Genomic DNA, 22050 nt, shown 5'->3' with positions numbered 1-22050 from the left:
GGCCTCAGGCGCCTTTCTCGGTTGACTTGGCCGCAGTGCGCACCAGCACCAACCCACCCTTGGGGCCGGGGACGGCACCCTTGATGAGCAGTACGCCGCGCTCGGCGTCGACCGCGTGAATGGTCAGGTTCTGGGTGGTCTGGCGCTCGCCGCCCATCCGGCCGGCCATCCGCATGCCCTTGAAGACACGGCCCGGGGTGGCGCAGCCACCGATCGAGCCCGGCTTGCGGTGGTTCTTGTGCGCGCCGTGCGAGGAGCTCACGCCGTGGAAGCCGTGACGCTTCATGACGCCGGCGAAGCCCTTGCCCTTGGTGCGGCCGATCACGTCGACCACCTGTCCGTCGCCGAAGGTCTCCGCGGTGACGTCCTGGCCGAGCTGGTAGTCGGCCGCGTCCGCGGTGCGGATCTCCACGAGGTGGCGACGGGGGGTGACCCCGGCCTTCTCGAAGTGACCCAGCATCGGCTTGGTCACCTTGCGCGGGTCGATCTCGCCGTAGGCGAGCTGCACCGCGTGGTAACCCTCGCCGTCACCGCGTACCTGCGTCACGACGCAGGGGCCGGCTTCGACCACGGTGACCGGGATGAGTCGGTTGTCGGCATCCCAGATCTGGGTCATGCCGAGCTTCTTGCCGAGGACGCCCTTCACGGAGCGCTCAGTCGTGTGTGTCATGGATGAGTCACCTACCGATCTAGAGCTTGATCTCGATGTTGACGTCCGCCGGCAGGTCGAGTCGCATGAGCGAGTCGACGGCCTTCGGGGTCGGGTCGATGATGTCGATGAGCCGCTTGTGCGTGCGCATCTCGAAGTGCTCGCGGCTGTCCTTGTACTTGTGCGGCGAACGGATGACGCAGAAGACGTTCTTCTCCGTCGGCAACGGCACGGGGCCGACCACCGTTGCGCCGGCACGGGTCACCGTGTCGACAATCTTGCGCGCCGAGCTGTCGATGACCTCGTGGTCATACGACTTCAGCCGGATGCGGATCTTCTGTCCCGCCATCTGAGTGCGTCTCTCTCTCGCCGTCATCATGCTGTGAAAAGAACTGTTGTGCCCTGCCGTTCCTCCGACCCCCGCGCTCGGGTGTGTCGCCCCTACGCCGCATGCACGCCTGGAACGAAACTGCTACCCGTGGGTGGTCTTGGATCCGGTGGGACCCCGCCTGCGCTTCCCTCACCCGTCACGCGCCGGCCATTCGGGCTGCACGTCGTACGTTTTCGGGGCGGCGGGTCCGGTCGGTGCGAACGACATCCCGGTACGAACCGGCGCCGTGCACCGCCCGACGCCCGCGCGTCAAGCAACCCCGACAGTCTGCCAGAGCCCCCCGCAGTGCTCCAAATCGAGCAGCCCGCGGCCGCGTATGACCTCCCGCACGTCGTACGCCGCATGTACCAGCCCGCCGTCGGGCGGACGGGTTTGCGGGACCAGTCTCCTGCGGCCCGGCTGGATGCCGCCGCTGGACCCTCGACGGGACCGGTGAAATCGGCACTGCCGTCGCTGTCCTACGCCCGCGGCGGTGTGCAGACGGCTTGGACGAGGGCCGCTGCGCCTCGGGTGCTCTGCCCGTCCGGCAGTGTGGTGGGAAATGGGCATCGCGGTCGCTTTCATGCGCTCGCGCGCCTCTCATGTGCGGGAAGTAGGCGCTGCGGTCACTTCCATGCGCTCGCACAGCCCACGCGCGATCTCGAGTCGGCCCGAGTAGCCCGGACGCGCGCAACACCTCCCGTAGCGTGTGGGCGCATGGGGGTCATCGACATCGACGGGGTCGTCGTGCAGTACCCGAAGGTGCGGGCGCTGGACGACCTGCGGGTGCAGATCCCGGCGGGCATCACCGGCGTCGTCGGGGTCAACGGGGCCGGCAAGTCGACGCTCATCAAGGTGCTGCTCGGCCTGCTGCCGCCGACCTCCGGCACCGCACGCGTGCTGGGCATGGACACCGCGACCGACGGCGCGCGGATCCGCGAGCTGGTCGGTTATCTGCCCGAGCACGACTGTCTGCCCGCCGATGTCACCGCCGCCGACTTCGTCCTGCACATGGCGATGATGTCCGGCCTGCCCCGGGCCGCCGCCCGCGAGCGCACCTCGGACTCACTGCGGCACGTCGGCCTCGACGAGGAGCGACACCGCCCGATGGGCGGCTACTCCACGGGCATGCGCCAGCGCGCGAAGCTCGCCCAGGCGATCGTGCACGACCCACGGGTGGTGCTGCTGGACGAGCCGACCAACGGGCTGGACCCCCGCGCGCGCGACGACATGCTCGGGCTGATCGACCGGATCGGCCACGACTTCGGCATCTCCGTGGTGGTCACCAGCCACCTGCTCGGCGAACTGGAGCGCACCGCCGACTACATCGTGGTCATCGACGGCGGTCGCCTGCTGCGCGCCTCGAGCACCCAGGACCTGACCCACACCACCGGCAACGTGCTGGTCGAGGTGCTGGGCCCGCCCGGCAGCGACCGCGCCGTGGGACAACGGCTGGTCGAACACGGCGTACGCGCCTGGCCGGTCGGCGAGCGCATCGAGGTGCGGGTGGAGGACCCGGCCACCCTCGATCTCATCCGCGACGTGGTGGTCGACCTCGATCTGGGCCTGGTGCGCATCCACGAGGTGCACCACACCCTCGAGGAGGTCTTCGCGGGCGACCCCGCGACCCGCGCCGTGGGTGGACAGGGATGAGTACGCCGACCCGCGGTCGCGGTGTCATCCACGACATCGGCTACCGCTCGTTCGAGGGCCGCCGCCGCGGGACGGGGGCGATCGCCGCGTCCCTCTACGTGACCTCGCTGCGCAACTGTTTCGGGCTCGGTCGGTCCGGAAAGTCCAAGATCGTGCCCTGGCTGATGGCCGCGCTCATCCTGCTGCCCGCCGTCGTGCTCGCGGGGCTGATCCTGCAGCTGAAGAAGATGGCGCTCTCGGACCAGGCCGACCTCTTCGCCCCGTTGTCGAACTACTTCGGGCTGCCGTACTGGACCCAGCTGCTCGTCACGATCTTCGCGGCCGCCCAGGCGCCGGTGCTCTTCTCCCGCGACCTGCGCTACCGCACGATCGTGCTCTACTTCGCCCGACCGCTGTCCCGCTCGCTCTACGTGCTGATGCGGCTCGCCGCGCTCGCGACCGCGCTCTTCGCCGTCATCGTCGTCCCCATCACGATCTGGTACGCCGTCGCCCTCACCTCCGACCTCGACCACGCCGAGCACACCCGGCACTACTTCTCCGCATTGTTCGGGATCACGGTGCTCGCGCTCGTCCTGGCGGCCGTGAGCGGCCTGATCGCCGCCCTGGCGACCCGGGCCGGCCTCGCGGTCGCCGCGGGCATCGCCGTGCTCCTCGTGAGCTCGGGCGTGGTGACCGCCGTACTCGGTGCCAGCGCCGAGTCCGACAGTAGGACCACCGCCCAGATCGCCGCGGCGTTCAACCCGTTCACCGCCGTGGCCTCCCTGACCTCCGTCATCTGTCGTCAGCCCACCCCCAGCGACACGATCGTGCGCCCGCACGGTTTCGGGTGGGGCGCGTTCTTCGTGGTGGTGTCGCTGCTGTGGATCGCCGTGCCCACCCTGCTGCTGATGTGGCGCACCCGGAAGGCGGCGTCCCTGTGACCGAACTGCTGTTGCACGACGTGTCCCGCTGGTACGGCAACGTCGTCGCCGTCAACGACGTGACCATGAGCATCGGCCCGGGGATCACCGGTCTGCTCGGGCCCAACGGAGCCGGCAAGTCCACCCTGCTGTCGATGATGGCCGGGCTGCTGCCACCGTCCAAGGGAAGCGTCACCATCGACGGGGTGCCCACCCGCGGCGACGTGCGGATCTACCGGCGGATCGGGCTCGTGCCGGTGGCCGAGCCGCTCTACGACTTCCTCACCGGCGCGCAGTTCGTCCGGCTCAACGCCGACCTGCACCAGGTCCCCGACCCGGTCGCGGCGACGGCGTACGCCGTGGGCGAGGTCGACATGTCCGGCGCCGCCGACCGCCGGATCTCGACGTACTCCAAGGGCATGCGGCAGCGCATCAAGGTGGCGAGCGCGCTGGTGCACGACCCGGACGTGCTGCTGCTCGACGAGCCGTTCAACGGCATGGATCCGGTGCAGCGGCGACACATGATGGGTCTGCTGCAGCGCTACGGCGACGGCGGCAAGGTGATCGTCTTCAGCTCCCACATCCTGGAAGAGGTCGAGCAGATCGCGCGGCAGGTGGAGGTCGTGGTCGCCAGCCGGCACGCGGCGTCCGGCGACTTCGCCGAGATCCGCCGACTGATGACCGACCGTCCCAACCAGTACGTCGTGCGCAGCTCGGACCCGCGCGCGCTCGCCGGGCTCCTGCTGAGCGACGACTGCGTACGGGGCGTGCGGCTGCGCACCAAGGGGCTGCTCGAGGTGGAGTCCGACGACGCCGGCCGATTCGCGCGGGTCGTGCCGCGGCTCGCGCGCGAGCACGGCATCCGGATCCTGGAGCTGACACCCACCGACGAGTCGCTCGAGAGCGTCTTCAGCTACCTGGTGGGTGCATGAACTCGGCCATCCTGCGCCTCGGCGTCCGCTCCCTGGTCGGCCGCGCCCGCGTCTACCCGATGCTCGTGCTGCCCGTGCTGCTGGTGCTCCTGGCCCTGCTGTTGCGCTCGCTCGCGGGCGCCGACTTCGGCCCCGGCGACAAGATCGGCTTCCTCAAGGTCTTCGGCGTCGGCGTCGTCGTACCGATCGTCACGCTCATCGCCACCTCGACCCTGATCAGCTCCGAGCTAGACGACGGCTCGATCATCTATCTGCTGAGCAAGCCCGTCTCGCGCATCGCGATCGTGGCCAGCAAGGCCGTCGTGATCCTCGCCGCGGTGGTGCTGTTCGCGGCGGTCCCGCTCGGTCTGGCGGGCCTGATCCTGGCGGGCGGCTCGGACCGGATCGCGCTGGGGGCGTTCGTCGGCGCGCTGCTGTCCGGGACGGCGTACGTCGGGATCTTCATCGTCCTCGCGACGCTGCTGAAGCGCAGCGTGGTGGGCGCGCTCGTCTACTGGCTGGTCTGGGAGTCGACCCTCTCCTCCCTGATCGGGCCGGTGAAGTGGCTGTCGGCACGGGCCTGGGGTTCCTCGGTGATCGACAGCATCTCGACTGTCTCCTCCGACGCGAAGGGCGTGCCGTGGTGGTACGCCGTGCTGACGATGCTGATCGCCGTGTTGGCAGGGGTCTTCCTCGCCGGTCGCCGGCTGTCGTCGATGACGCTCTCCGACGAGTGACCGCGCGCCCCGGTCAGATTGCGTAGAGCGCCCGCACCATCGCACGACGTCGCCCCGCGCTCTGCAGCACGAGGACGTCGTCGGTGTACTGCTCGACCGAGCCGACGCGCACGGGGAGGGCCAGGATGTCCGGATCGACGATCCCCGTGTGCAGCGCCTCGATCAGATCGCCGGAGACCATGCGGAACGGCCGGTCGTGGAACGCCACCACCGGGTGCCCGACGCCCGGCAGTCCGGCCTCACGACCGGCCGCGTGCAGCAAAGTGAGTGCCCGACACAGGTGGGACTCCCGGTCCTGCCACGTCGTCGCTGTGAGGCAGCCGACGAGCGCCGGCGCCGCGTGAGCCGCTCGCGGAAGCTCACCGAACGCCGCGCCGCGCCACTTCGGGTAGGGCGCCCACCGCCGGTTCAGGAGGAATCCGAGGTGCATCGCCGCGTCCACGAGGCGCCCCGCGAGCACCCGTGACCCGAGGTCGTCGCCCTGCATACCGGATCGGCTCATCATTGGCAGGTCCTCACCGATCCGTCGCCACGCACACGCGACGAGCCACCGCCACAGGTCATCGGGGTACCACGCGAGCGCGCGCCGCGCGGCACCCAGGTCGCCGACCGTGTCCAGGAACACCTCCCCGCCCACGACCTCCAGCGCCGCCTGCCCGGACAGCGACAGCCAGTCCGCGAGGCCGATGGGTGCGCGGGCAGGATCGAAGCCCAGCCGGCCGGTCAGCAGCTCGTGCGGGTCCGCGACCTCGACTCGGTGCCGGATCGACGCATCGGACGTCATGGGGAACCGGACGGGGTGTCCGAGCACGACGTCCGGCAGCTCGGCCCCGAGGTGTCGGTCGACCTCCGTGACGAGGGCCGCGTCCACGAGCAGGGTGAGGCGCAGTCCCCAGTCGTGATCGCGCGACATCTGGTCGTCCCGACCGACGACGTCGGACCCTCCACCGATCCGGGCGGCCGCGTACGACAGTCGTGGCCACCGCGCGTGCAGGATCGGCCGTACGACGTCCTCGAAGTACCGCCTGCTCAGCGATAGCCCGTCCATGCCCGACAGTCTCCCGTGCGGTCCCGTGCGGTCCCGCGTGACCGTGCGGGATCAGGACGTCAGCGCCTGGGTGCCGGTCACGTTCAGCAGGGCGAGCTTGGAGGCGTCCTGCGAGCCCGGCACGGCGGTGTAGACGACGATGCGCAGGTCGCTGCCGGGCACGGTCAGCACGTCGCAGTCGATCTCGATCGGACCCACCGGCGTGCAGGTCGCGGTCTTGGTGCTCGACCGGTGGCGGGCGACGTGCGCCCGGCTCCAGCGGCGCTCGAAGTCGGGACACTCCGCGCGCAGCCGGGCGATGAGGGCGGCCAGCGCGGGATCGTCCGGATAGCGGCCGGCGGCCTCGCGCAGATCGGCCGCGAGATCGTCGGAGAACTCCTCGGCGTGCTGGTCGTCGAACGCGATGACCCCGGGCGCGTGACTGAAGTGGTGCCAGGCGACGTTGCGATCCACCCCGCGCAGCCCGGACGGATCCCCGGTCAGCGCGGCCCAGAGCGGGTTCCACCAGAGCAGGTCCCACGCGGCGGAGTGCACCCCGATCGGGACGTCGCCGAGCCGGTCGAGCAGGCGCTGCACGCCGGGTGCGATGTGCTGGGACACCAGCCGCTGCGACGGCACCGCGGCACCGCTGACGCGGTAGAGGTGGTCCCGCTCGCCGTCGGTGAGGCGCAGCGCCCGGGCCAGCGCGCCGATCACCTGCGGCGACGGGTGCCGGGCCCTGCCCTGTTCCAGCCGCACCAGGTACTCGACGCTGACTCCGGCCAGCGTCGCCAGCTCCTCCCGGCGCAGACCGGGTGCGCGCCGCCCGGCGCCGGCGGGCAGGCCCACCTCGCTCGGGCCGATCCGGTCACGCCACGCGCGCAGCACCTCGGCGAACTCGTCCACGCTCTCCATCATGCGCGCCGGTCACGGGATCCTGACTGGTACCGCCAGGGCCTACCCACGCCGCGAGCGAAGGCTGCAGCGTGGAGGCATGACAACGACACTCATCACAGGAGCCGGCCGCAGCCTCGGGCTGGAGACCGCTCGACGCCTCATCGACGCGGGCCACACCGTGTATGCCGGCCTGCGCAACCCCGACGCCGGCGACGCCGTGCGCTCGATCGGCGCCCACGTCGTACGGCTGGACGTCACCGACAGCGCCTCCGTGCAGGCGGCGCTCGCCGAGCTGCCGCAACTGGACGTGCTGATCAACAACGCCGGCATCCTCGGCACGGCGTACGGCGTCGACGACCTCGACGCCGACGCGATGGCCACGGTGCTGGACACCAACGTCACCGGCATCGTGCGCGTCATCCAGGCGGCACTACCGCTGCTGCGCCGATCCGCGAACCCGGTCATCGTCAACGTCGCTTCGGGCGTGGGGTGGCCGCGTTACCTGCAGGACCCCACGCACGACGAGTACCCGGTGCAGGCCGTGCCGTACGCGGCGTCCAAGGCCGCCGTCATCGCCCTCACCGTGCAGTACGCGAAGAGCCTCACGGGGATGCGGGTCAATGTCTCCGATCCCGGCTACACCGACACCGACTTCAACGCGCACAGCGGCCACCAGACCGTCACCGAGGGCACCGACGCCACCGTCGCGCTGGCCACTCTCGACCAGGACGGCCCGACGGGAGAGTTCCACGACCGCACCGGCCGCATCGCCTACTGACCGGATGCGCTCATGGCGTTGGCGGTGTCGATGATCGACCGCAGGTAGGCGAGAAACGTCTCCTGCTCCTGCGGTCCCGCCGGCGTGCGAGCGGTCGTCTTGGCGTACTGGGTGATGGCGGCGCCCACCGCGGCGGAGGCCACCGCGAAGAGCAGGCCGCCTGGATCCATCCGCAGCTGTCGGGTGAGCGACTCGGCAGCGACCTGCATCGCGTCGCCCACCTGGGCGTCCCAGGCGGCTCGGAGCGTCGGGTTGGCGTCGAGCATGGCCAACGCCGAGGAGGCCAGTTCGGGATCGGCCGCTTGGCGTTCCCGATCGAGCCAGCGGGCGATGACGTCGGCGAACTCGAGCTCCGGATGCACATGGAAGGTGGCGGCCAGGCGCTCTGCCGCCTCGTTGGACCAGGAAAGCGCGATGTCGAGCTTGGTCGGGAAGTACATCGAGACCGTACGCGGGGCGACCTCCGCCGCCTGCGCGATGTCCTGGATCGTGGCTCCGTCGAAACCGCGCTCGGCGAACAACCGCATGGCCTCGCGGCGAATAGCCTTGCGGCGCCGGGCCTTTGATCGTTCCCGTAGGGATTCCTCCGAATGCGCCATGGTGAAAATCTAACATTGGCGGTTTATTTGCAGTGTGCTGCATTTTTGCCTACGGTTGCATTTAGCGCGAGCCGGCGTCTCGGCCGGCTCGCACCGATGCGACGAGGAGACATCCCATGTCCACCTACCTGTACCGGCTCGCGCGGTGGTGCTTCCGCCATCGCAGGATCACCGTGGCCGGATGGCTGGTCGTCCTGGTCGTCGCCGGCGCCATCGCCTCGGCCAGCGGCGGCCGGACGAGCGACGACGTGACCATCCCCGGGACGGAGGCACAGCATTCGGTGACTGTGCTGCAGCACAAGCTCCCCGCAGCGGCCGGGGCCTCGACGACGGTGGTGTTCGCCGTTCCCGGCGGCGACGTCAGCACCGCGAAGAGCCGGGCGGCCATCGAGGCGTCGGTCGCCAGGTTGGGGCACGTCGCGCAGGTCACGGTCGCGTCAGATCCGTTCGCGACCCGGACCGTCTCACCGGACCGTCACGTGGCGCTGGCCACTGTGACCTACGACGTGGACGCGACGAAGGTGAAGCCGAGCACCCTGGACGCGCTCGGGCCTGCTGTCGCGAGCGCCCGGGCCGCGGGTGTGCAGGTGGAGTTCGAGGGCGGCGTCTACCCCAAGGCGGCTGCGGGAAACACCACGGAGGCCATCGGGCTGATGGTGGCGTTCTTCGTCATCCTGATCACGTTCGGATCCCTGCTCGCAGCCGGCCTCCCCTTGCTGAGCGCCGTCGTCGGAGTCGTCGGGAGCGGTTTCGCGATCACCATCGCCGCTTCGCTGACCGACATCTCGTCGGCCTCGACGTCGGTCGCCGGTCTGCTCGGACTCTCGTGCGGGATCGACTACGCGCTGTTCATCCTCGCCCGTCACCGCGGCCACCTGCTCGAGGGCATGGAACCCGAGGAGTCCGCGGGACGATCGGCCGGCACGGCCGGCAGCTCCGTGGTGTTCGCCGGTCTCAGCGTCATCATCGCGCTCTGCGGACTGGCGGTGGTCGGCATCCCGTTCCTCACCGCGATGGGGCTCGCGGCCGCCGGCACCGTGGCCGTGGCGTTGGCCATCTCGATGACCCTGCTGCCGGCGCTGTTGGGGTTCCTCGGCCACCGGGCCGGCCGGTTCAATCGATTCCCGCTCCTGCGACGCGCGCAGTCCGCAGCACGGACCGCCGCGCACGAACCCGCGGACCTCGGCGGCACCCGCTGGTCGCGATGGGTCATCCGTCGCCGCTGGCCCGTGGTCATCGTCGGGGTCATCACCCTGGGCATCATGTGCATCCCGATCACGGGCATGCGTTTCGGGCTGCCCAGCGCGGGCGCCAATCCCACGAGCGACACCTCCCGGCGCGCGTACGACCTCACCACCGAGCACTTCGGACCCGGGTACAACGCGGCCCTGACGGTGGTCGCACAGAACACGTCCGCCCAGCCGGCGGCTCGAATCAGCGGCAGGATCGCAGCACTGCCGGGGGTCGAGTCCGCCTCCGTCTCCACCGCCACCCACGGCATCGCCGTGATCGACGTCGTGCCCACCACCGGGCCCGACGACCCGGCCACGACAGACCTCGTGCACCGCATCCGCGACCGTCGGACCGCGTTGACCGCCTCGACGGGGGCCACGATCCTGGTGGGCGGCCTTGCCGCGACGAACATCGACGTGTCGGCCAAGCTCGCCGGCGCTCTGCCGGTATTCCTCCTCACCATCGTCGTGCTGGCCCTGCTGCTGCTGACCTTCGCCTTCCGCACGATCCTGGTCCCGATCAAGTCCATCGTCGGTTTCCTGCTCTCGGCTGGAGCCGCGATGGGCGCGCAGGTCGCGATCTTCCAGTGGGGCTGGGGTGCGTCGCTCATCGGCGTCCAGAAGGGCCCGACGCTCAGCTTCCTGCCGATCATCCTGCTGGGAATCATGTTCGGCCTCTCCAGCGACTACGAGGTCTTCGTCGTCTCCCGGATCAAGGAGCACTTCACCCGGACCGGTGACGCCCGTGGCGCTGCGGCCGCCGGCGCGGGAGCATCGGCACGAGTCGTCACCGCAGCGGCCGTCATCATGGCAATCATCTTCGTGTCGGTGCTACTGGCCGACGACCCCACCACGAAGGCCATCGGGTTCGCCTTCGCGGTCGGAGTGCTGATCGATGCGTTCGTGGTCCGGCTGACCCTGGTCCCCGCCGTCATGGCAATCGCCGGATCACGCATCTGGCACCACCCGCAGTGGTTCGCCCGGTACGTGCCGGACGCCGATATCGAGGGCGAACGCCTCGAGGAGCGACTGCGGCAGGCATCCGCGACTCGCTGATCCACCGCCCTGCTGCCGAAGCGGTGGCCCGCCCTGTGGCGGGTCACCGCGTCGCTCAATCGGTCCCGGGCAGGGCCTCGGCGAGGGCCGTCGCGAACAGGTCCGGCAGCGTGATGCCGGCCGCGGCGGCCATCACCGCGACCACGCTCGTCCGCGCGAACGAGCAGTAGAGACCGGCCTCGAGGAACCACGGCTCGCCGTGCTCGTCGATGCGGAAGTCGAAGAGGCTGTAGTGCCGGGCGCCCATCGCCCGGTGGCACCGGCGCGCGGCCTCTTGGACCCGTTCGGTCAGCGGGTCGGCGGCGTCCACGATCCACGCGTGCTCGGCGTCCTTGGCCATTAGCTTCAGGCCGCCCTCCACGCCCGCGCCGATCTTGTCGGCGTGGTCGCGGATCGGCTTGGTGTCCGGGTGGACGCTGTACTCCTCCAGCGGCAGGCCAACCAGCTCGCCGCTCCGCTCGACCAGCCCGACCCGGACCTCGCGGCCGAGCTCGACGTAGGACTCGACGAGCACTTCGTCGGAATGGGCGAAGGCCGCGGCGAGCGCGTCGTCGTACTCGTCGCGCTCGCGCACCAGGCCGATGCCGAGAGAGTTGTCGGCGTCGACCGGTTTGACGACGGCCGGCGGGGCGATGCTCGGCCGCTCGCCGATGCGCAGCACCTCCCCCGCGGGCACGCTGACGCCCGCGGCCGAGACGACGGACCGGGCGCGGGCCTTGTGAGCGCCCAGCGCCATCGCGTCCGGAGTGTTCCCGACGTAGGGGATGGCGAGCACATCGAGCAGCGCGCGGTACGACGTCATCCCGGGGATGCAGAACAGCTGCGGCACCGCGACGTCGATGTCGAGCGACGCGAGGTGCGCCAGCGCCTCTCCCACCTCCATCGACGGCGCGGCAGCGATCGCCTCCGGGGTCAGGTCGGACGGGAAGCACCACCGCCCCCCGGGCGCGACGTACGCCGCAACGAACTCGTAGCGCTCCGGATCGGCCGTGGCGACGAGGGCGTCGGCGGCGTAGAGACGCGACAGGTCGGCGTAGAAGTCGCTCACCGGCGACCCCGCCAGGTGCAGCACGCGCAGCGTCATCAGTCCCCCGCCGCCTGCACCAGCTTGCCGATGTTGAAGTCGATGCGGATCCAGTCCTTGAACCGCACGAGGTTGTGCAGCAGCAGCGACGGGATCTGCAGGTGGTGCACGAGCAGGAACGGCAGCGGGTCGGCCGCATCGAAGATGGCGTCCTTGCCGCGCGCGATGGTCCGCAGCCGGCCGGGGACGGCACGCGGCTGAGTGATCAACCGCCATACCTCGTGGTAGATCCAGTACGTCGGGCGGCTGGACGGCAGGGGTGTCACGAGCGGATGGCCGTCCTGCAGATAGGCGTCGGCGAGCTGCGGGTGGTTGTAGAACATCGTGATCGCCGAGTGCGTCCGCGGGTTGCACTCGATGGCGTAGACCTGCCCGTCGCGCGCCTCGATGAAGTCGAAGGAGACCTGGCCGGTCAGCCGGTGAGACCCGACGAAGCGGGTCACCCAGTCGCGGATCGCCGGCTTGTCGACCATCTCGTAGTTGATCTGGAACGCCGAGGACGGGCAGCAGCAGTAGACCTGCACGCGCCCGTCACGCACTGTGCTGTGCGTGCAGTACTCATCCCCCGCGACGAACGCCTGCAGGATCCACGGGTTCGCCGCAGAGATGTCCTTGCCCGCCAGGAAGTCCTCCAGCTCCTCGGGGGTCGCCGTCGGCAGCCGGGTCAGGTCGAGGCGGTTGACCGGGTCGTAGGCGAGGTTCTTCAGGATGAACGGCGTTGCGCGCGAGGCGAAGTCGAAGTCGCGCAGCTGCTGCGCCGACGTGATCCGGTGGCACTCGGGCACGGTGACGCCGACCTCGGTGGCCATCGCGGAGAACTCGAACTTGTCGTCCAGCCTCGCGACGACCTCCGGCGTGCCGTGCAGCACCTCGCAGTACGCCGCCAGCGCCTGTCCCGCGACCGCGTCCGGGTAGCTCGCGGCCGGAGCGCAGACCGGGACGTAGACGTCGACGCCCTCGGAGCGCACGATGTCGAGCAGCGCGTCGGTGTAGTCGGGTCCGCCGGGCGTAGGCACGGTGTAGAACCGGTCGACGGCATGGGAGAAGCGGTGTCCGGTGTAGCGGTAGGCCGGCGTCTCGACCAGGACGACGCGGTGTCCGGCGCGGTGGAAGGCCCGGGCGAGCGCCAGAGCCTTGGTCATCTTGCCGCCGCTGATCAGGATGGTCCGGCTCACCGCGGGCCGTGCCGGGGCGACGTCCTCGCGCCGCCGACGTACGAGCTGAACGCCCGTGACCGCGAGGTTGAGTGGCAGCGCTGCCGCCAGCAGCGTCAGGGTGCCGAGCGTCTTGAGGGTGGCGCGGGACGCACCGGTCACGCGGCGGTCCGTTGCGGGTAATCCGCCACCATGCCCCGGTGCATCACCCGGTCGCCGACGACGCCCTCGTGGTCGGCACGGTGCAGCACGCAGCCGTTGTCCCACATGACTACGTCGCCGGGCGACCATGCGTGCCGGTAGAGGTTCTCCTCGCGCGTGGAGTGCTCCAGGAGGTACTGCACCGTCTCGCGTGTCTCGTCCTCGCCCATCCCGCTGATCGAGCGGCACCGGGCCGCGGTGGTCAGATAGAGCGATGTGCGCCCGGACACCGGGTGCTCGCGGAAGATCGGGTGCTCGGCGGACGTCTCGTCGTCCGGGCCGAGATCCAGGCCGGTGACCACGTGGGTGATGCTGCGGCCATGCAGCCTGTCCTTGACCTCATCGGGAAGGGTGTCGTACGCGCGGTACTGGTTGCTGAAGAGCGTCTGCCCTCCCGAGCGCGGGATCTGCACGGCCCGCAGTGCGGTGTACGCGGGCGGCCGGCTGACGTAGCTGGTGTCGACGTGGAAGGTGCTCTTCGGAGGCACCGCGCGGCCCACGTTGCTGATCAGGTTGAGGTCGGCACAGCCCGGCACCGGCGTCTCACCGGTGGAGAAGGTCAGCTGCCCGAACGCCCGGAGGAAGGCGACGAAGGTGGCGTCGTCGATGTCCTGGTCGGGCAGCACCAGCACTCCGTGCTCGGCGAGCAGGGCCTGCAACGACGCGACCGTGCCCGGGTCGATGCCCACGAGTGAGAGGCCGCTCACCCGCATGCCGACCGGTCCTACGGCGACGGTGTCCATCACGACTCCTCTGTGTCCTCGTGTTCGGTGTGGATGTGGTGGGCGGCCGTCACCGGTCGACGCGCCGGATGACGGTCAGCCCGTCGCGCAGCGGCACCAGCACCTGCTCGACGCGCGGGTCGCGCGCGACCTCCCGGTTGAAGACGGCGATGGCCTCCCCGTTCGAGGTGGGCGGGCCGTCCAGGTACGGCTGGCCCTGCAGCAGGGTGTTGTCCACGCAGACGACGCCGTGCGGGCTGAGGAGGTCCAGCTCCAGCACGGTGTTGAGATAGCCGGTATACCCGGCCTTGTCCGCGTCGACGAAGACCAGGTCGAAGCGCTCCCCGGCGCGGGCAAGCTCGGCCAGGGTGTCCAGGGCGGGGCCGACCCGCACGCTCACCTTGTGCCCCTCCGCCGAGGAGGCGAGGCACTTGCGGGCGATCGCGGCGACGTACTCGTCGATCTCGCACGCCACGACCCGCCCGTCCGGGCCTAGTGCCTCGGCCATCGCGAGCGCCGAGTACCCGGTGAACATGCCGATCTCAAGCACCCGTTCGGCACGCGTCAGGTGGACCAGCATCTTCAGCAACTGACCCTCGACGTGCCCGGAGAGCATCTCCTGCTCCAGGTAGCCCGCTCCCGGACCGCCCGCCCAATCGACCTCCGCGGTGCGCCGCGCGAGCGCCCGCAGGTCCGCCGACTCCGGCGTGGTGCACCGTTCGAGGTAGGGGTCCAGACCCGCGACCAGATCCCGGCAGTCGCGCAGCTCCTGCAGCCACTCCTGCCCGAGGTCGGACCCGACCGATCCGGCCTCCGCCTGCTCCACCAGCCGCGCCAGGTGCAGGGCGGCGATCGAGACCGGCGTGACCGGCCGCGCGGTGCCCGCGGCATACGGCGTCGAACGGGTGGGGATCACGACGTCAGCCCGCGACCAGGTCGGTGGCCTCACCCGCGCGGGAGTCGATGAACATGTCCTCCCCTTCCCCGCCCCGCGGATAGTGCCCGCACAACTCGCGGTGCACCTCCAGCGTGCTGCGCATCTCCGCCTCGGGCAGATCGTTGATGAAGTCGCAGGTGCCGATCGGGTGGGGCACGGCCGCGCGCAGCAGCCCGTCGCGGGTCTGCACGATCGACTCGGTGCCGCGCTGCAGCAGCTCGGGTGTCAGGTAGGGGCTGTTCAGGGTGAGCCCGATCCGGCTCATCAGCCAGAAGATCCGGTCGCGCTCGCTGATGCTGATCAGACCGCGCTGCTCGGCCAGGGTCGTGGAGAACGCCATGTCGATGTTGACCGCGTGACCGTGGAAGTAGGGCACGGGCGGGGTCAGCTCGAGCGTCGGACTCCAGGTGTGACCGAAGGCGATGACGCGGTCCAGGTCGAGCTCCTGCAGGTTGGGCACCTCCAGCTCCAGCATGGTGTTGATCGCGTCGTAGGTGACCCGATGGGCGATCTCGCGCAGCTCCGGCGTGCCGTCCAGGTGCCCGAACCGGGTGGTCAGCAGGTCCTCGCCGTACTTCTCCAGCAGGTCGAAGATCGAGCCGTTGCCGACGATCGCGATCTTCAGCATCTCCGCCATCCCGTTGCGGACCTGCTCGATCGGCAGGGTGCGCAGGAAGGAGAAGTCGAGCAGCACCTGCTGGGAGGCGTGGAAGGCGCCGAGCCGGTTCTTGTACGACCCGTGGTTGACGGCCACCTTGATGGCGACGCTGGCGTCGATGAGCCCGATCAGCGTGGTGGGGATGCGGATGTAGTTGGTGGCCCGACGGAAGGTCGCGCACGCCATCCCGGCCACGTCGGTGGTGAGACCGCCACCGACCACCAGCACGGGCTCGGTGCGCACCAGCCCGAAGCGGCCGAACGCGTCGACGATGCTCTCCAGCGTGCGCAGCGTCTTGTCCGGCTCCTTGATGCGCACCGGGAAGACCGTGAGGGCGATGCCGTAGTGCTCGAAATACCGCTCCATCTGCTTGCGGTAGAGCCCGTGGACGGTCTCGTCGACCACCATCAGACACCGACCGTAGCTCCGGTAGCTGTCGGCCAACTGCTCGTTCTCCACGGAGAAGACGCCGTCGACGTACGACAGGGAGTAGCTGATCTTCTCGTAGGCCTCGACATGGAACGAGGTCTGCGTGGCCTCGAAAGTGGCATGCGGATTCGACATGGGGTTCCTGACTGGTTGAGGAGAAGGAAGGAGGGGGTTCAGCGACTCGGGATCAAGCTCTCGAGCTCCTCGAACCGCACCTGCTCCACACGTAGCTGCGCGGCACCGAAGTCGTGCTTCGCAGTGTTCTCGTTCGGGAAGGCGACACAGGTCAGGCCCGCGGCGCGGGCCGCCTCGACACCCCCGACGTTGTCCTCGATCGCGATGCACCCGGCGGCGTTCTCCCCCAGCTGGGCCAGGGCGAACTCGTACGCCGCACCCGAGGGCTTGGGCTCCTCGACGTCAGTGGCGTCGACGATCACGTCGAAGACGTCACTGGTGAGGTCGGGATTGAGCGCGTCGAGCAGCGCCGAGATGTTCTGCCGTGACGTCGTGGTCACCAGACCGACCTTGTACCCGGTGGTCTTGGCATCGCGGATGGTCTGCACCACCTCCGCGCGCGGACGCGCGTCGGACGAGGCGAGATCGCGCTGGAAGATCTCCGACTTCGTCTTGTGCACCGCGTCGGCGTCGACGGTCTCACCGCGGTCCTTCGCGTACTGCGCGATCCTGTCGCGGCCGCCGTTCTGGCCGAGCATCTCCAGGTAGTCATCGCGGTCCCACTGCCAATCCAGGCCGTGCGACGCGAAGGCCTTGTTGAACGACTGCCGCTGGAGTTCGGAGGTGTCCGCGATGGTGCTGATCGAGCCGAACAGAACTGCTGACATTGAGACTCCCGATAGGTACGAGGCAAGGGGCGCCGGCAGGACGCGTCGGCACAGCCGTCGATTCGCTGCTGTCATGCAGGTCTCGGACCGGCCACACCTGTGCTCTCCCCGCGCGCCGACAACTTCTTGTGCCGCCGTCGCGCGTAGGCTCCCGGCAGTCACCGCGGTGATGGACACCGCGGTGACTTGTGAACTAGTCCGAAGTTAGTGGACAATCCGTCCAGGAGCAAGAAGCGAGGTGGAGCATGACCGCCGTACCGGACAGCTCTCCCGATGCCCGGGTCGTCCGCACCCGCAACGACATCCTCGCTGCCGCCCTCAAGATCCTCGCCGACGAGGGCCAGGAGGCCCTGACCCATCCGCATCTCGCCCGGGTCGCCGGCTACTCCCGGGCCACGGTCTACAAGCACTGGCCCACCCGCGCCGATCTGCTACAGGACGCCTTCCACTGGCTGCACGACATGCCGCACCACACGCCGACCGGTGATCTGCGCAAAGACCTCGTCGCCGAGTTGACCATGTTCCGCACCGTCATCCGGACCTACCGAGTGGACCGCCTGCTGGCCGTGCTCGCCGATCTCGCGGTGTCGAGCGCGCAGATGGCCCAGGTCCGCGACCAGATGGTGGCCGACGGAGAAGCGGTCATCCGGACTCTGCTCGGCACCGTGACCCACGGTCCGGCTCTCGATGCAGCGGCCCTGATGCTGACCGGCTTCGTCATCAACGCCGCGATGCTGCACGGCGGCCCGCCGGACGACGAGCTCATCGCCGCCGCCGTCGACCTCACCCTGGCGGGCATCCGGGCCGAGGACTGACGGTCGGGGGAAGGCACGCGCTGCATCCAGCGCGCGCCCGCACGGCGTCAGGACGAGGGGGCGATCCGCACGCTCGCCTCGTCGTTCGGCACCCACCCGAGGGGGTCGCCCCACCCCAGGTCGCCGATCCCGTGCTTGTCGAGCGCCAGCGCGACCAGCGTGCGACGGTGCGCGGCGAAGGTCAGCACGTGGGCGATCATCCCGCCGTAGGTGAAGACCCGCGGGGGCGTGCACGTGGTGTCCACGAACGTGTCGTCCAGTTGGCCGAGGTCGATGGCTTCGTGGACGCGCGCCCCGAAGGTCGCACCCTCGGTGCGCAGCCGTTCGCGCATCGAGGCGACCGACTCGTGCTGCTCGGCGTCCCAGTCGTACGGGCGCAGCGCGAGCGCGGCGTTCCACATCGCCATCTGCCCGACCAGGCGGGAGAGCAGGCGCCGCAGAGTCATCTGGTCCGGGTCGTCATCCAGGCCGTACTCGATGGGCTCGTCGAGCACCTCGTCGAGCAGCCGCGCCGCCCGCTCCACGAACTCACCCGTGAGCCAGACGTGATGGTCCACCATCCGATCGATCAGATTCATCGAACTCACCTTCCGCAGTCCGGGCAGCCGGATGCTCCCCGGGGGTTGGAAATGCACGTTGTTCGGGGACTCGATCGCCACGCCGGCCGGTCCGCGCCGCCACTGCGCGGGCGCCATCCCGAAGCCGCGGGCGAACGCCCGGGTGAAGGCCTCGTGCGAGCCGTATCCGGCCTCGGTCGCGACGTCCAGGATGGTGGCGTCGGTCGAGCTCAACCGGTACGCCGCGCGCTCCAGCAACAGCCGCCGCCGCAGCGCGACCGGCGACTCGCCGGCGACCGCCGACACGATGCGGTCGAGATGGGAGCGCGAGACGAAGAGCTGCGCCGCCAGATCGGCGGGCGCGCTCCCGGCGTCGTCGAGGGCACGCGCGAGCATCGCCACGAAGTCGCCGAAGAGGTCACCGTGCGTTGCCATGCACCGATTCTGGACCGGCGCCGACGTGCCGCACTTGATCGATTTCGCCCGTTCAGGCGGTGCGGACGAACAGATCGGGTGTACCCGCGCGCTCGATCCAGCGCGCGAGTACACCCGGTGGGTGAAGAGGTCAAGCCTTGGCGCGTTTGGCCAGCCGCAGCCAGGTCTCCACGACGGTGTCCGGGTTGAGCGACATCGACTCGATGCCCTGGTCCAGCAGCCAGTCCGCGAGGTCCGGGTGGTCCGAGGGGCCCTGACCACAGATGCCGACGTACTTGCCCTTGTCACGGCATGTCTTGATCGCCATGGTGAGCATCTTCTTCACCGCGGGGTCGCGCTCGTCGAAACCGGCGGCCACCAGGGAGGAGTCGCGGTCCAGGCCCAGCGTCAGCTGGGTCATGTCGTTGGACCCGATCGAGAATCCGTCGAAGTGCTCCAGGAACTCATCCGCGTTCACCGCGTTGGAGGGGATCTCGCACATCATCACGACCTGCAGGTCGTGCTCGCCGCGCTTGAGACCGTGCGTGCCGAGCAGGTCGATGACGCCCTTGGCCTCGGTGGTGGTGCGCACGAACGGGATCATCACCTTGACGTTGAGCAGCCCCATCTCCTCGCGCACGTAGCGCAGCGCCTCGCACTCCATCGCGAAGCACTCCGCGAAATCCTCCGAGAGGTACCGCGACGCCCCGCGGTAGCCGATCATCGGGTTCTCCTCGTGCGGTTCGTACGCCTCACCGCCCAGGAGCCCGGCGTACTCGTTGGACTTGAAATCGCTCATGCGCACGATCACCGGCTCGGGCGCGAACGCCGCTGCCAGCATCGAGACGCCCTCGGCCACGCGCTTGACGAAGAACTCGCGCGGGCTGTCGTACGCCGAGATGAGCGGCGCGATCTGCGCCTTCAGGTCCGTATCGAGCGTGTCGAAGTCGAGCAGCGCCTTGGGGTGGATACCGATCTGGCGGTTGATGATGAACTCCAGCCGCGCGAGCCCGATGCCCTTGTTCGGCAACCGGGAGAACTCGAACGCCTGGTCGGGCGTGCCGACGTTCATCATCAGCTTGACCGGGATGTCGGGCATCTCGTCGAGCGCGGTCTCCTTCACCTCGAAGTCCAGCTCGCCGTCGTAGACGAACCCGGTGTCGCCTTCGGAGCACGACACGGTGACCTCGCGCCCCTCGGCCAGGTCCTTGGTCGCGCTGCCGGTGCCCACGACCGCGGGGATGCCGAGCTCGCGGGCGATGATCGCGGCATGGCAGGTGCGCCCGCCGCGGTTGGTGACGATCGCCGACGCGCGCTTCATGATTGGCTCCCAGTCGGGGTCGGTCATGTCGGCCACGAGCACGTCGCCCTTGGCGAAGTCGTGCATCTGGTCCATCGAGGTGAGCACCCGCACCTTGCCGGCGCCGATCTTCTGCCCGATCGCCCGGCCCTCGATGATGACCTCGCCGCGCGAACCCATCACGTAGCGCTGCAGCGTGGAGCCGGCCTGGCGCGACTTCACGGTCTCCGGACGCGCCTGCAGCACGTACAACTTGCCGTCGACGCCGTCCTTGCCCCACTCGATGTCCATCGGGCGGCCGTAGTGCTCCTCGATCTTGAGGGCGTGGGTGGCCAGCTCCTGGACCTCGTCGTCGGTCAGGCTGAGGCGGCCGCGCTCCTTCTCGTCCACGTCGACGAACTCGATGGTCTTCCCGACCGTCGCGTCCTTCGTGTAGACCATCTTGGTGGCCTTGCTGCCGAGGCCGCGCTTGAGGACGGCGGGCTTGCCCGCGCGCAGCGCCGGCTTGTAGACGTAGAACTCGTCGGGGTTGACCGCGCCCTGCACCACGGCCTCCCCCAGCCCGTAGCTGGAGGTGATGAACACCGCGTCGGAGAAACCCGATTCGGTGTCGATGGTGAACATGACGCCGGATGAACCGATGTCGGAGCGCACCATCTTCTGCACACCGGCGGACAGCGCCACCGAGGCGTGGTCGAAGTCGGAGTGCACCCGGTAGGAGATGGCCCGGTCGTTGTAGAGCGAGGCGAAGACCAGCTTGATGGCGCGCAGGACGTTGTCGATGCCCTTGACGTTGAGGAAGGTCTCCTGCTGACCGGCGAACGACGCGTCGGGCAGGTCCTCGGCGGTCGCGGAGGAGCGCACGGCCCAGCTCGGTTCATCGTCGTCGCCGACGAGCTTCTCGTACGCCGTCCGGATGTCGTCCTCGAGGTCCTTGGGGAAGTCCTGCTCCTCCACCGAGGTGCGGATCTGATCCCCCACCCGGGCCAGCTCGCGGGTGTCGTCGACGTCCAGGTCGTCCAGCAGCGCGTTGATCCGGTCGGCCAGGCCGGTCTCGCCCAGGAAGCGCCGGTAGGCCTCGGCGGTGGTCGCGAACCCGTCGGGTACGCGGACGCCCGCGTCGGCGAGGTTGCTCACCATCTCCCCCAGCGACGCGTTCTTCCCGCCGACCCGGTCGACGTCGTCGAGCCCGAGATCGGCGAACCATTCGATGTTGCTGCTGGCCATGACGGCGTACCTCTTCTACCGGGCGCTCAGTGAGCGCGGTTCAGCTTCTGGGTCTGCATGATCACCGCGGCCATCTCCTCCACCGACATGGCGGCGGAGTTGATGCTGGGGATCCGATGTGCTCGAAACATAGCCTCGGCGCGACGCAACTCGTAACTGCACTGCGTGAGCGACGCGTACGCGGAACCGGGTCGGCGTTCGCCGCGCACCTGCGAGAGCCGGGCGGCGGTCGTGAGGATGCCGAAGCACTTCTTGGCGTACGCCCGGATCGGCCGCGGCAGATCGGTGGACTCGAAGTCCTCCTCGACCAGCGGGTAGTTGGCCACCAGCAGGCCGTGCTGCAGCGCCAGGTACATCGTGGTCGGGGTCTTGCCGCACCGTGACGGCGCCGTGAGGATCAGGTCGGCGCGCTCGATCGCCCGCAGGCTCTGGCCGTCGTCGTGCTCGATCGCGTACTCGACGGCCTTCATCCGCGCGTCGTACTGCAGGGGGTCGCCCACGCCGTGCGCGCTGCCGGAGTCCCGGGTGGCGTTGACGTGCAGCACCCGCTCGACCAGGTCGAGCTGGGACCCGAAGAGGTCCACGAACGCGCACTCGGTGCGCATCAGCACCGCGCGCAGCTCCTCGTCCGCGACGGTGGAGAAGACCAGCGGGATCACCTCGTCGGTCTTGGCGTCGTCGAGGTTGGCCAGCACCTCCTCGGCGTGCGCGACCGTGGTGATGAACGGGACCTTCTGCCGGATGAACCGGACGGTGGGGAACTGCTGCAGGATCATGTTCCCGAGCGTCTCGGCGGAGATCCCGGTGCCGCCCGCGAGGAAGAAGACCGGTGTCGCGTCGTCCATGGGCATGGGGCTCACCCTCGCACAGGAGGGCGAGCCCGTCGGCCTGACCGGGCGGAC

At 69.5% G+C, this 22050-nt stretch carries 21 protein-coding genes; 7 read left to right on the top strand and 14 right to left on the bottom strand.

Features of this window, described 5'->3' with window-relative positions; all coding sequences use genetic code 11:
* Positions 1-4: 4 nt before the first annotated feature.
* Together rplC and rpsJ are read right to left on the bottom strand one after the other, a co-directional pair.
* On the bottom strand, positions 5-670 hold the full coding sequence (rplC, locus tag LVQ62_RS07215; protein ID WP_179482587.1) for a 50S ribosomal protein L3: 666 nt from the start codon (positions 668-670) through the stop codon (positions 5-7).
* A gap of 19 nt (positions 671-689) precedes the next feature.
* Complete coding sequence (rpsJ, locus tag LVQ62_RS07210) at positions 690-998, bottom strand: 30S ribosomal protein S10 (RefSeq protein ID WP_012867945.1); 309 nt, start codon at positions 996-998, stop codon at positions 690-692.
* Between the two features lie 738 nt (positions 999-1736).
* On the opposite strand from rpsJ, the gene LVQ62_RS07205 reads away from it, so the two are divergent.
* The 4 genes from LVQ62_RS07205 to LVQ62_RS07190 are packed head-to-tail and all read left to right on the top strand — an operon-like array spanning position 1737 to position 5219.
* The gene (locus LVQ62_RS07205) at positions 1737-2672 is read left to right on the top strand and encodes an ABC transporter ATP-binding protein (RefSeq protein ID WP_233766985.1); all 936 of its coding nucleotides are present in this window, start codon (positions 1737-1739) and stop codon (positions 2670-2672) included.
* Entirely contained in the window at positions 2669-3592 is a 924-nt protein-coding gene (locus tag LVQ62_RS07200) for an ABC transporter permease subunit (protein WP_233766983.1), read from the top strand. Before LVQ62_RS07205 ends, LVQ62_RS07200 begins: the two co-directional genes overlap by 4 nt.
* Positions 3589-4503, top strand: a complete 915-nt coding sequence (locus LVQ62_RS07195; RefSeq protein ID WP_233766981.1) for an ABC transporter ATP-binding protein — start codon at positions 3589-3591, stop codon at positions 4501-4503. The genes LVQ62_RS07200 and LVQ62_RS07195 overlap by 4 nt, the downstream gene beginning before the upstream one ends.
* A complete protein-coding gene (locus LVQ62_RS07190; protein WP_233766979.1) occupies positions 4500-5219 on the top strand; it encodes an ABC transporter permease in 720 nt (239 codons plus the stop codon). Before LVQ62_RS07195 ends, LVQ62_RS07190 begins: the two co-directional genes overlap by 4 nt.
* 13 nt (positions 5220-5232) lie before the next feature.
* Here LVQ62_RS07190 and LVQ62_RS07185 read toward each other — a convergent pair whose 3' ends face one another.
* Both LVQ62_RS07185 and LVQ62_RS07180 read right to left on the bottom strand, forming a co-directional pair.
* Positions 5233-6267 carry a DUF4037 domain-containing protein gene (locus LVQ62_RS07185; protein ID WP_233766977.1) on the bottom strand — a complete coding sequence of 345 codons (1035 nt, stop codon included), beginning with the start codon at positions 6265-6267 and terminating at the stop codon, positions 5233-5235.
* 51 nt (positions 6268-6318) lie between these two features.
* Positions 6319-7161 carry a helix-turn-helix transcriptional regulator gene (locus LVQ62_RS07180; protein WP_370639703.1) on the bottom strand — a complete coding sequence of 281 codons (843 nt, stop codon included), beginning with the start codon at positions 7159-7161 and terminating at the stop codon, positions 6319-6321.
* Between the two features lie 79 nt (positions 7162-7240).
* Between LVQ62_RS07180 and LVQ62_RS07175 the strand changes: the two genes are divergently transcribed.
* Positions 7241-7921, top strand: a complete 681-nt coding sequence (locus LVQ62_RS07175; protein WP_233766973.1) for an SDR family NAD(P)-dependent oxidoreductase — start codon at positions 7241-7243, stop codon at positions 7919-7921.
* Here LVQ62_RS07175 and LVQ62_RS07170 read toward each other — a convergent pair.
* Positions 7915-8520 carry a TetR/AcrR family transcriptional regulator gene (locus tag LVQ62_RS07170; protein WP_233766970.1) on the bottom strand — a complete coding sequence of 202 codons (606 nt, stop codon included), beginning with the start codon at positions 8518-8520 and terminating at the stop codon, positions 7915-7917. The two genes, LVQ62_RS07175 and LVQ62_RS07170, sit on opposite strands and share 7 nt — an antisense overlap.
* A gap of 116 nt (positions 8521-8636) precedes the next feature.
* Between LVQ62_RS07170 and LVQ62_RS07165 the strand changes: the two genes are divergently transcribed.
* On the top strand, positions 8637-10808 hold the full coding sequence (locus LVQ62_RS07165; RefSeq protein ID WP_233766967.1) for an MMPL family transporter: 2172 nt from the start codon (positions 8637-8639) through the stop codon (positions 10806-10808).
* A gap of 55 nt (positions 10809-10863) precedes the next feature.
* Here the strand turns inward: LVQ62_RS07165 and LVQ62_RS07160 are convergent, their stop codons facing one another.
* From LVQ62_RS07160 to LVQ62_RS07135, 6 genes are read right to left on the bottom strand one after another with little or no spacing between them, the layout of a single operon-like run.
* On the bottom strand, positions 10864-11892 hold the full coding sequence (locus tag LVQ62_RS07160) for a hypothetical protein (RefSeq protein WP_233766965.1): 1029 nt from the start codon (positions 11890-11892) through the stop codon (positions 10864-10866).
* The gene (locus tag LVQ62_RS07155) at positions 11892-13208 is read right to left on the bottom strand and encodes a hypothetical protein (RefSeq protein ID WP_233766960.1); all 1317 of its coding nucleotides are present in this window, start codon (positions 13206-13208) and stop codon (positions 11892-11894) included. The genes LVQ62_RS07160 and LVQ62_RS07155 overlap by 1 nt, the downstream gene beginning before the upstream one ends.
* Positions 13205-13990 carry a TauD/TfdA family dioxygenase gene (locus LVQ62_RS07150; RefSeq protein WP_233766958.1) on the bottom strand — a complete coding sequence of 262 codons (786 nt, stop codon included), beginning with the start codon at positions 13988-13990 and terminating at the stop codon, positions 13205-13207. Before LVQ62_RS07150 ends, LVQ62_RS07155 begins: the two co-directional genes overlap by 4 nt.
* Before the next feature lie 49 nt (positions 13991-14039).
* Complete coding sequence (locus tag LVQ62_RS07145) at positions 14040-14885, bottom strand: O-methyltransferase (RefSeq protein ID WP_233766956.1); 846 nt, start codon at positions 14883-14885, stop codon at positions 14040-14042.
* 4 nt (positions 14886-14889) lie between these two features.
* Complete coding sequence (locus tag LVQ62_RS07140) at positions 14890-16128, bottom strand: sedoheptulose 7-phosphate cyclase (protein ID WP_233766954.1); 1239 nt, start codon at positions 16126-16128, stop codon at positions 14890-14892.
* A 38-nt stretch (positions 16129-16166) separates the two neighbouring features.
* Positions 16167-16835, bottom strand: a complete 669-nt coding sequence (locus LVQ62_RS07135; RefSeq protein ID WP_233766952.1) for an HAD family phosphatase — start codon at positions 16833-16835, stop codon at positions 16167-16169.
* Positions 16836-17080: 245 nt separating this feature from the next.
* On the opposite strand from LVQ62_RS07135, the gene LVQ62_RS07130 reads away from it, so the two are divergent.
* Positions 17081-17650: a TetR/AcrR family transcriptional regulator gene (locus LVQ62_RS07130; protein WP_233766950.1), complete on the top strand. Its 570-nt coding sequence runs from the start codon at positions 17081-17083 to the stop codon at positions 17648-17650.
* Positions 17651-17697: 47 nt separating this feature from the next.
* Here LVQ62_RS07130 and LVQ62_RS07125 read toward each other — a convergent pair whose 3' ends face one another.
* The 3 genes from LVQ62_RS07125 to LVQ62_RS07115 all read right to left on the bottom strand — a co-directional run bounded on the left by LVQ62_RS07125 (position 17698) and on the right by LVQ62_RS07115 (position 21999).
* Positions 17698-18642, bottom strand: a complete 945-nt coding sequence (locus LVQ62_RS07125; RefSeq protein WP_233766947.1) for a helix-turn-helix transcriptional regulator — start codon at positions 18640-18642, stop codon at positions 17698-17700.
* A gap of 130 nt (positions 18643-18772) precedes the next feature.
* The gene (ppsA, locus tag LVQ62_RS07120) at positions 18773-21148 is read right to left on the bottom strand and encodes a phosphoenolpyruvate synthase (protein WP_233766946.1); all 2376 of its coding nucleotides are present in this window, start codon (positions 21146-21148) and stop codon (positions 18773-18775) included.
* Between the two features lie 26 nt (positions 21149-21174).
* Positions 21175-21999, bottom strand: a complete 825-nt coding sequence (locus LVQ62_RS07115) for a pyruvate, water dikinase regulatory protein (protein WP_233766944.1) — start codon at positions 21997-21999, stop codon at positions 21175-21177.
* Positions 22000-22050 lie beyond the last annotated feature (51 nt).

The sequence above is a fragment of the Allobranchiibius sp. GilTou73 genome (assembly GCF_021391335.1).
Classification (GTDB): domain Bacteria; phylum Actinomycetota; class Actinomycetes; order Actinomycetales; family Dermatophilaceae; genus Allobranchiibius; species Allobranchiibius huperziae.
This window is presented reverse-complemented; position numbering and strand designations above follow the sequence as displayed.

Coding starts and splice junctions, on each gene's coding strand:
- LVQ62_RS07170 (WP_233766970.1), bottom strand. CDS start 8,520: ATGGCGCATTCGGAGGAATCCCTACGGGAACGATCAAAGGCCCGGCGC.
- LVQ62_RS07205 (WP_233766985.1), top strand. CDS start 1,737: ATGGGGGTCATCGACATCGACGGGGTCGTCGTGCAGTACCCGAAGGTG.
- LVQ62_RS07190 (WP_233766979.1), top strand. CDS start 4,500: ATGAACTCGGCCATCCTGCGCCTCGGCGTCCGCTCCCTGGTCGGCCGC.
- LVQ62_RS07175 (WP_233766973.1), top strand. CDS start 7,241: ATGACAACGACACTCATCACAGGAGCCGGCCGCAGCCTCGGGCTGGAG.
- LVQ62_RS07160 (WP_233766965.1), bottom strand. CDS start 11,892: ATGACGCTGCGCGTGCTGCACCTGGCGGGGTCGCCGGTGAGCGACTTC.
- LVQ62_RS07130 (WP_233766950.1), top strand. CDS start 17,081: ATGACCGCCGTACCGGACAGCTCTCCCGATGCCCGGGTCGTCCGCACC.
- rpsJ (WP_012867945.1), bottom strand. CDS start 998: ATGGCGGGACAGAAGATCCGCATCCGGCTGAAGTCGTATGACCACGAG.
- LVQ62_RS07140 (WP_233766954.1), bottom strand. CDS start 16,128: ATGTCGAATCCGCATGCCACTTTCGAGGCCACGCAGACCTCGTTCCAT.
- LVQ62_RS07135 (WP_233766952.1), bottom strand. CDS start 16,835: ATGTCAGCAGTTCTGTTCGGCTCGATCAGCACCATCGCGGACACCTCC.
- LVQ62_RS07150 (WP_233766958.1), bottom strand. CDS start 13,990: ATGGACACCGTCGCCGTAGGACCGGTCGGCATGCGGGTGAGCGGCCTC.
- LVQ62_RS07200 (WP_233766983.1), top strand. CDS start 2,669: ATGAGTACGCCGACCCGCGGTCGCGGTGTCATCCACGACATCGGCTAC.
- LVQ62_RS07180 (WP_370639703.1), bottom strand. CDS start 7,161: ATGGAGAGCGTGGACGAGTTCGCCGAGGTGCTGCGCGCGTGGCGTGAC.
- ppsA (WP_233766946.1), bottom strand. CDS start 21,148: ATGGCCAGCAGCAACATCGAATGGTTCGCCGATCTCGGGCTCGACGAC.
- LVQ62_RS07185 (WP_233766977.1), bottom strand. CDS start 6,267: ATGGACGGGCTATCGCTGAGCAGGCGGTACTTCGAGGACGTCGTACGG.
- LVQ62_RS07125 (WP_233766947.1), bottom strand. CDS start 18,642: ATGGCAACGCACGGTGACCTCTTCGGCGACTTCGTGGCGATGCTCGCG.
- LVQ62_RS07115 (WP_233766944.1), bottom strand. CDS start 21,999: ATGCCCATGGACGACGCGACACCGGTCTTCTTCCTCGCGGGCGGCACC.
- rplC (WP_179482587.1), bottom strand. CDS start 670: ATGACACACACGACTGAGCGCTCCGTGAAGGGCGTCCTCGGCAAGAAG.
- LVQ62_RS07165 (WP_233766967.1), top strand. CDS start 8,637: ATGTCCACCTACCTGTACCGGCTCGCGCGGTGGTGCTTCCGCCATCGC.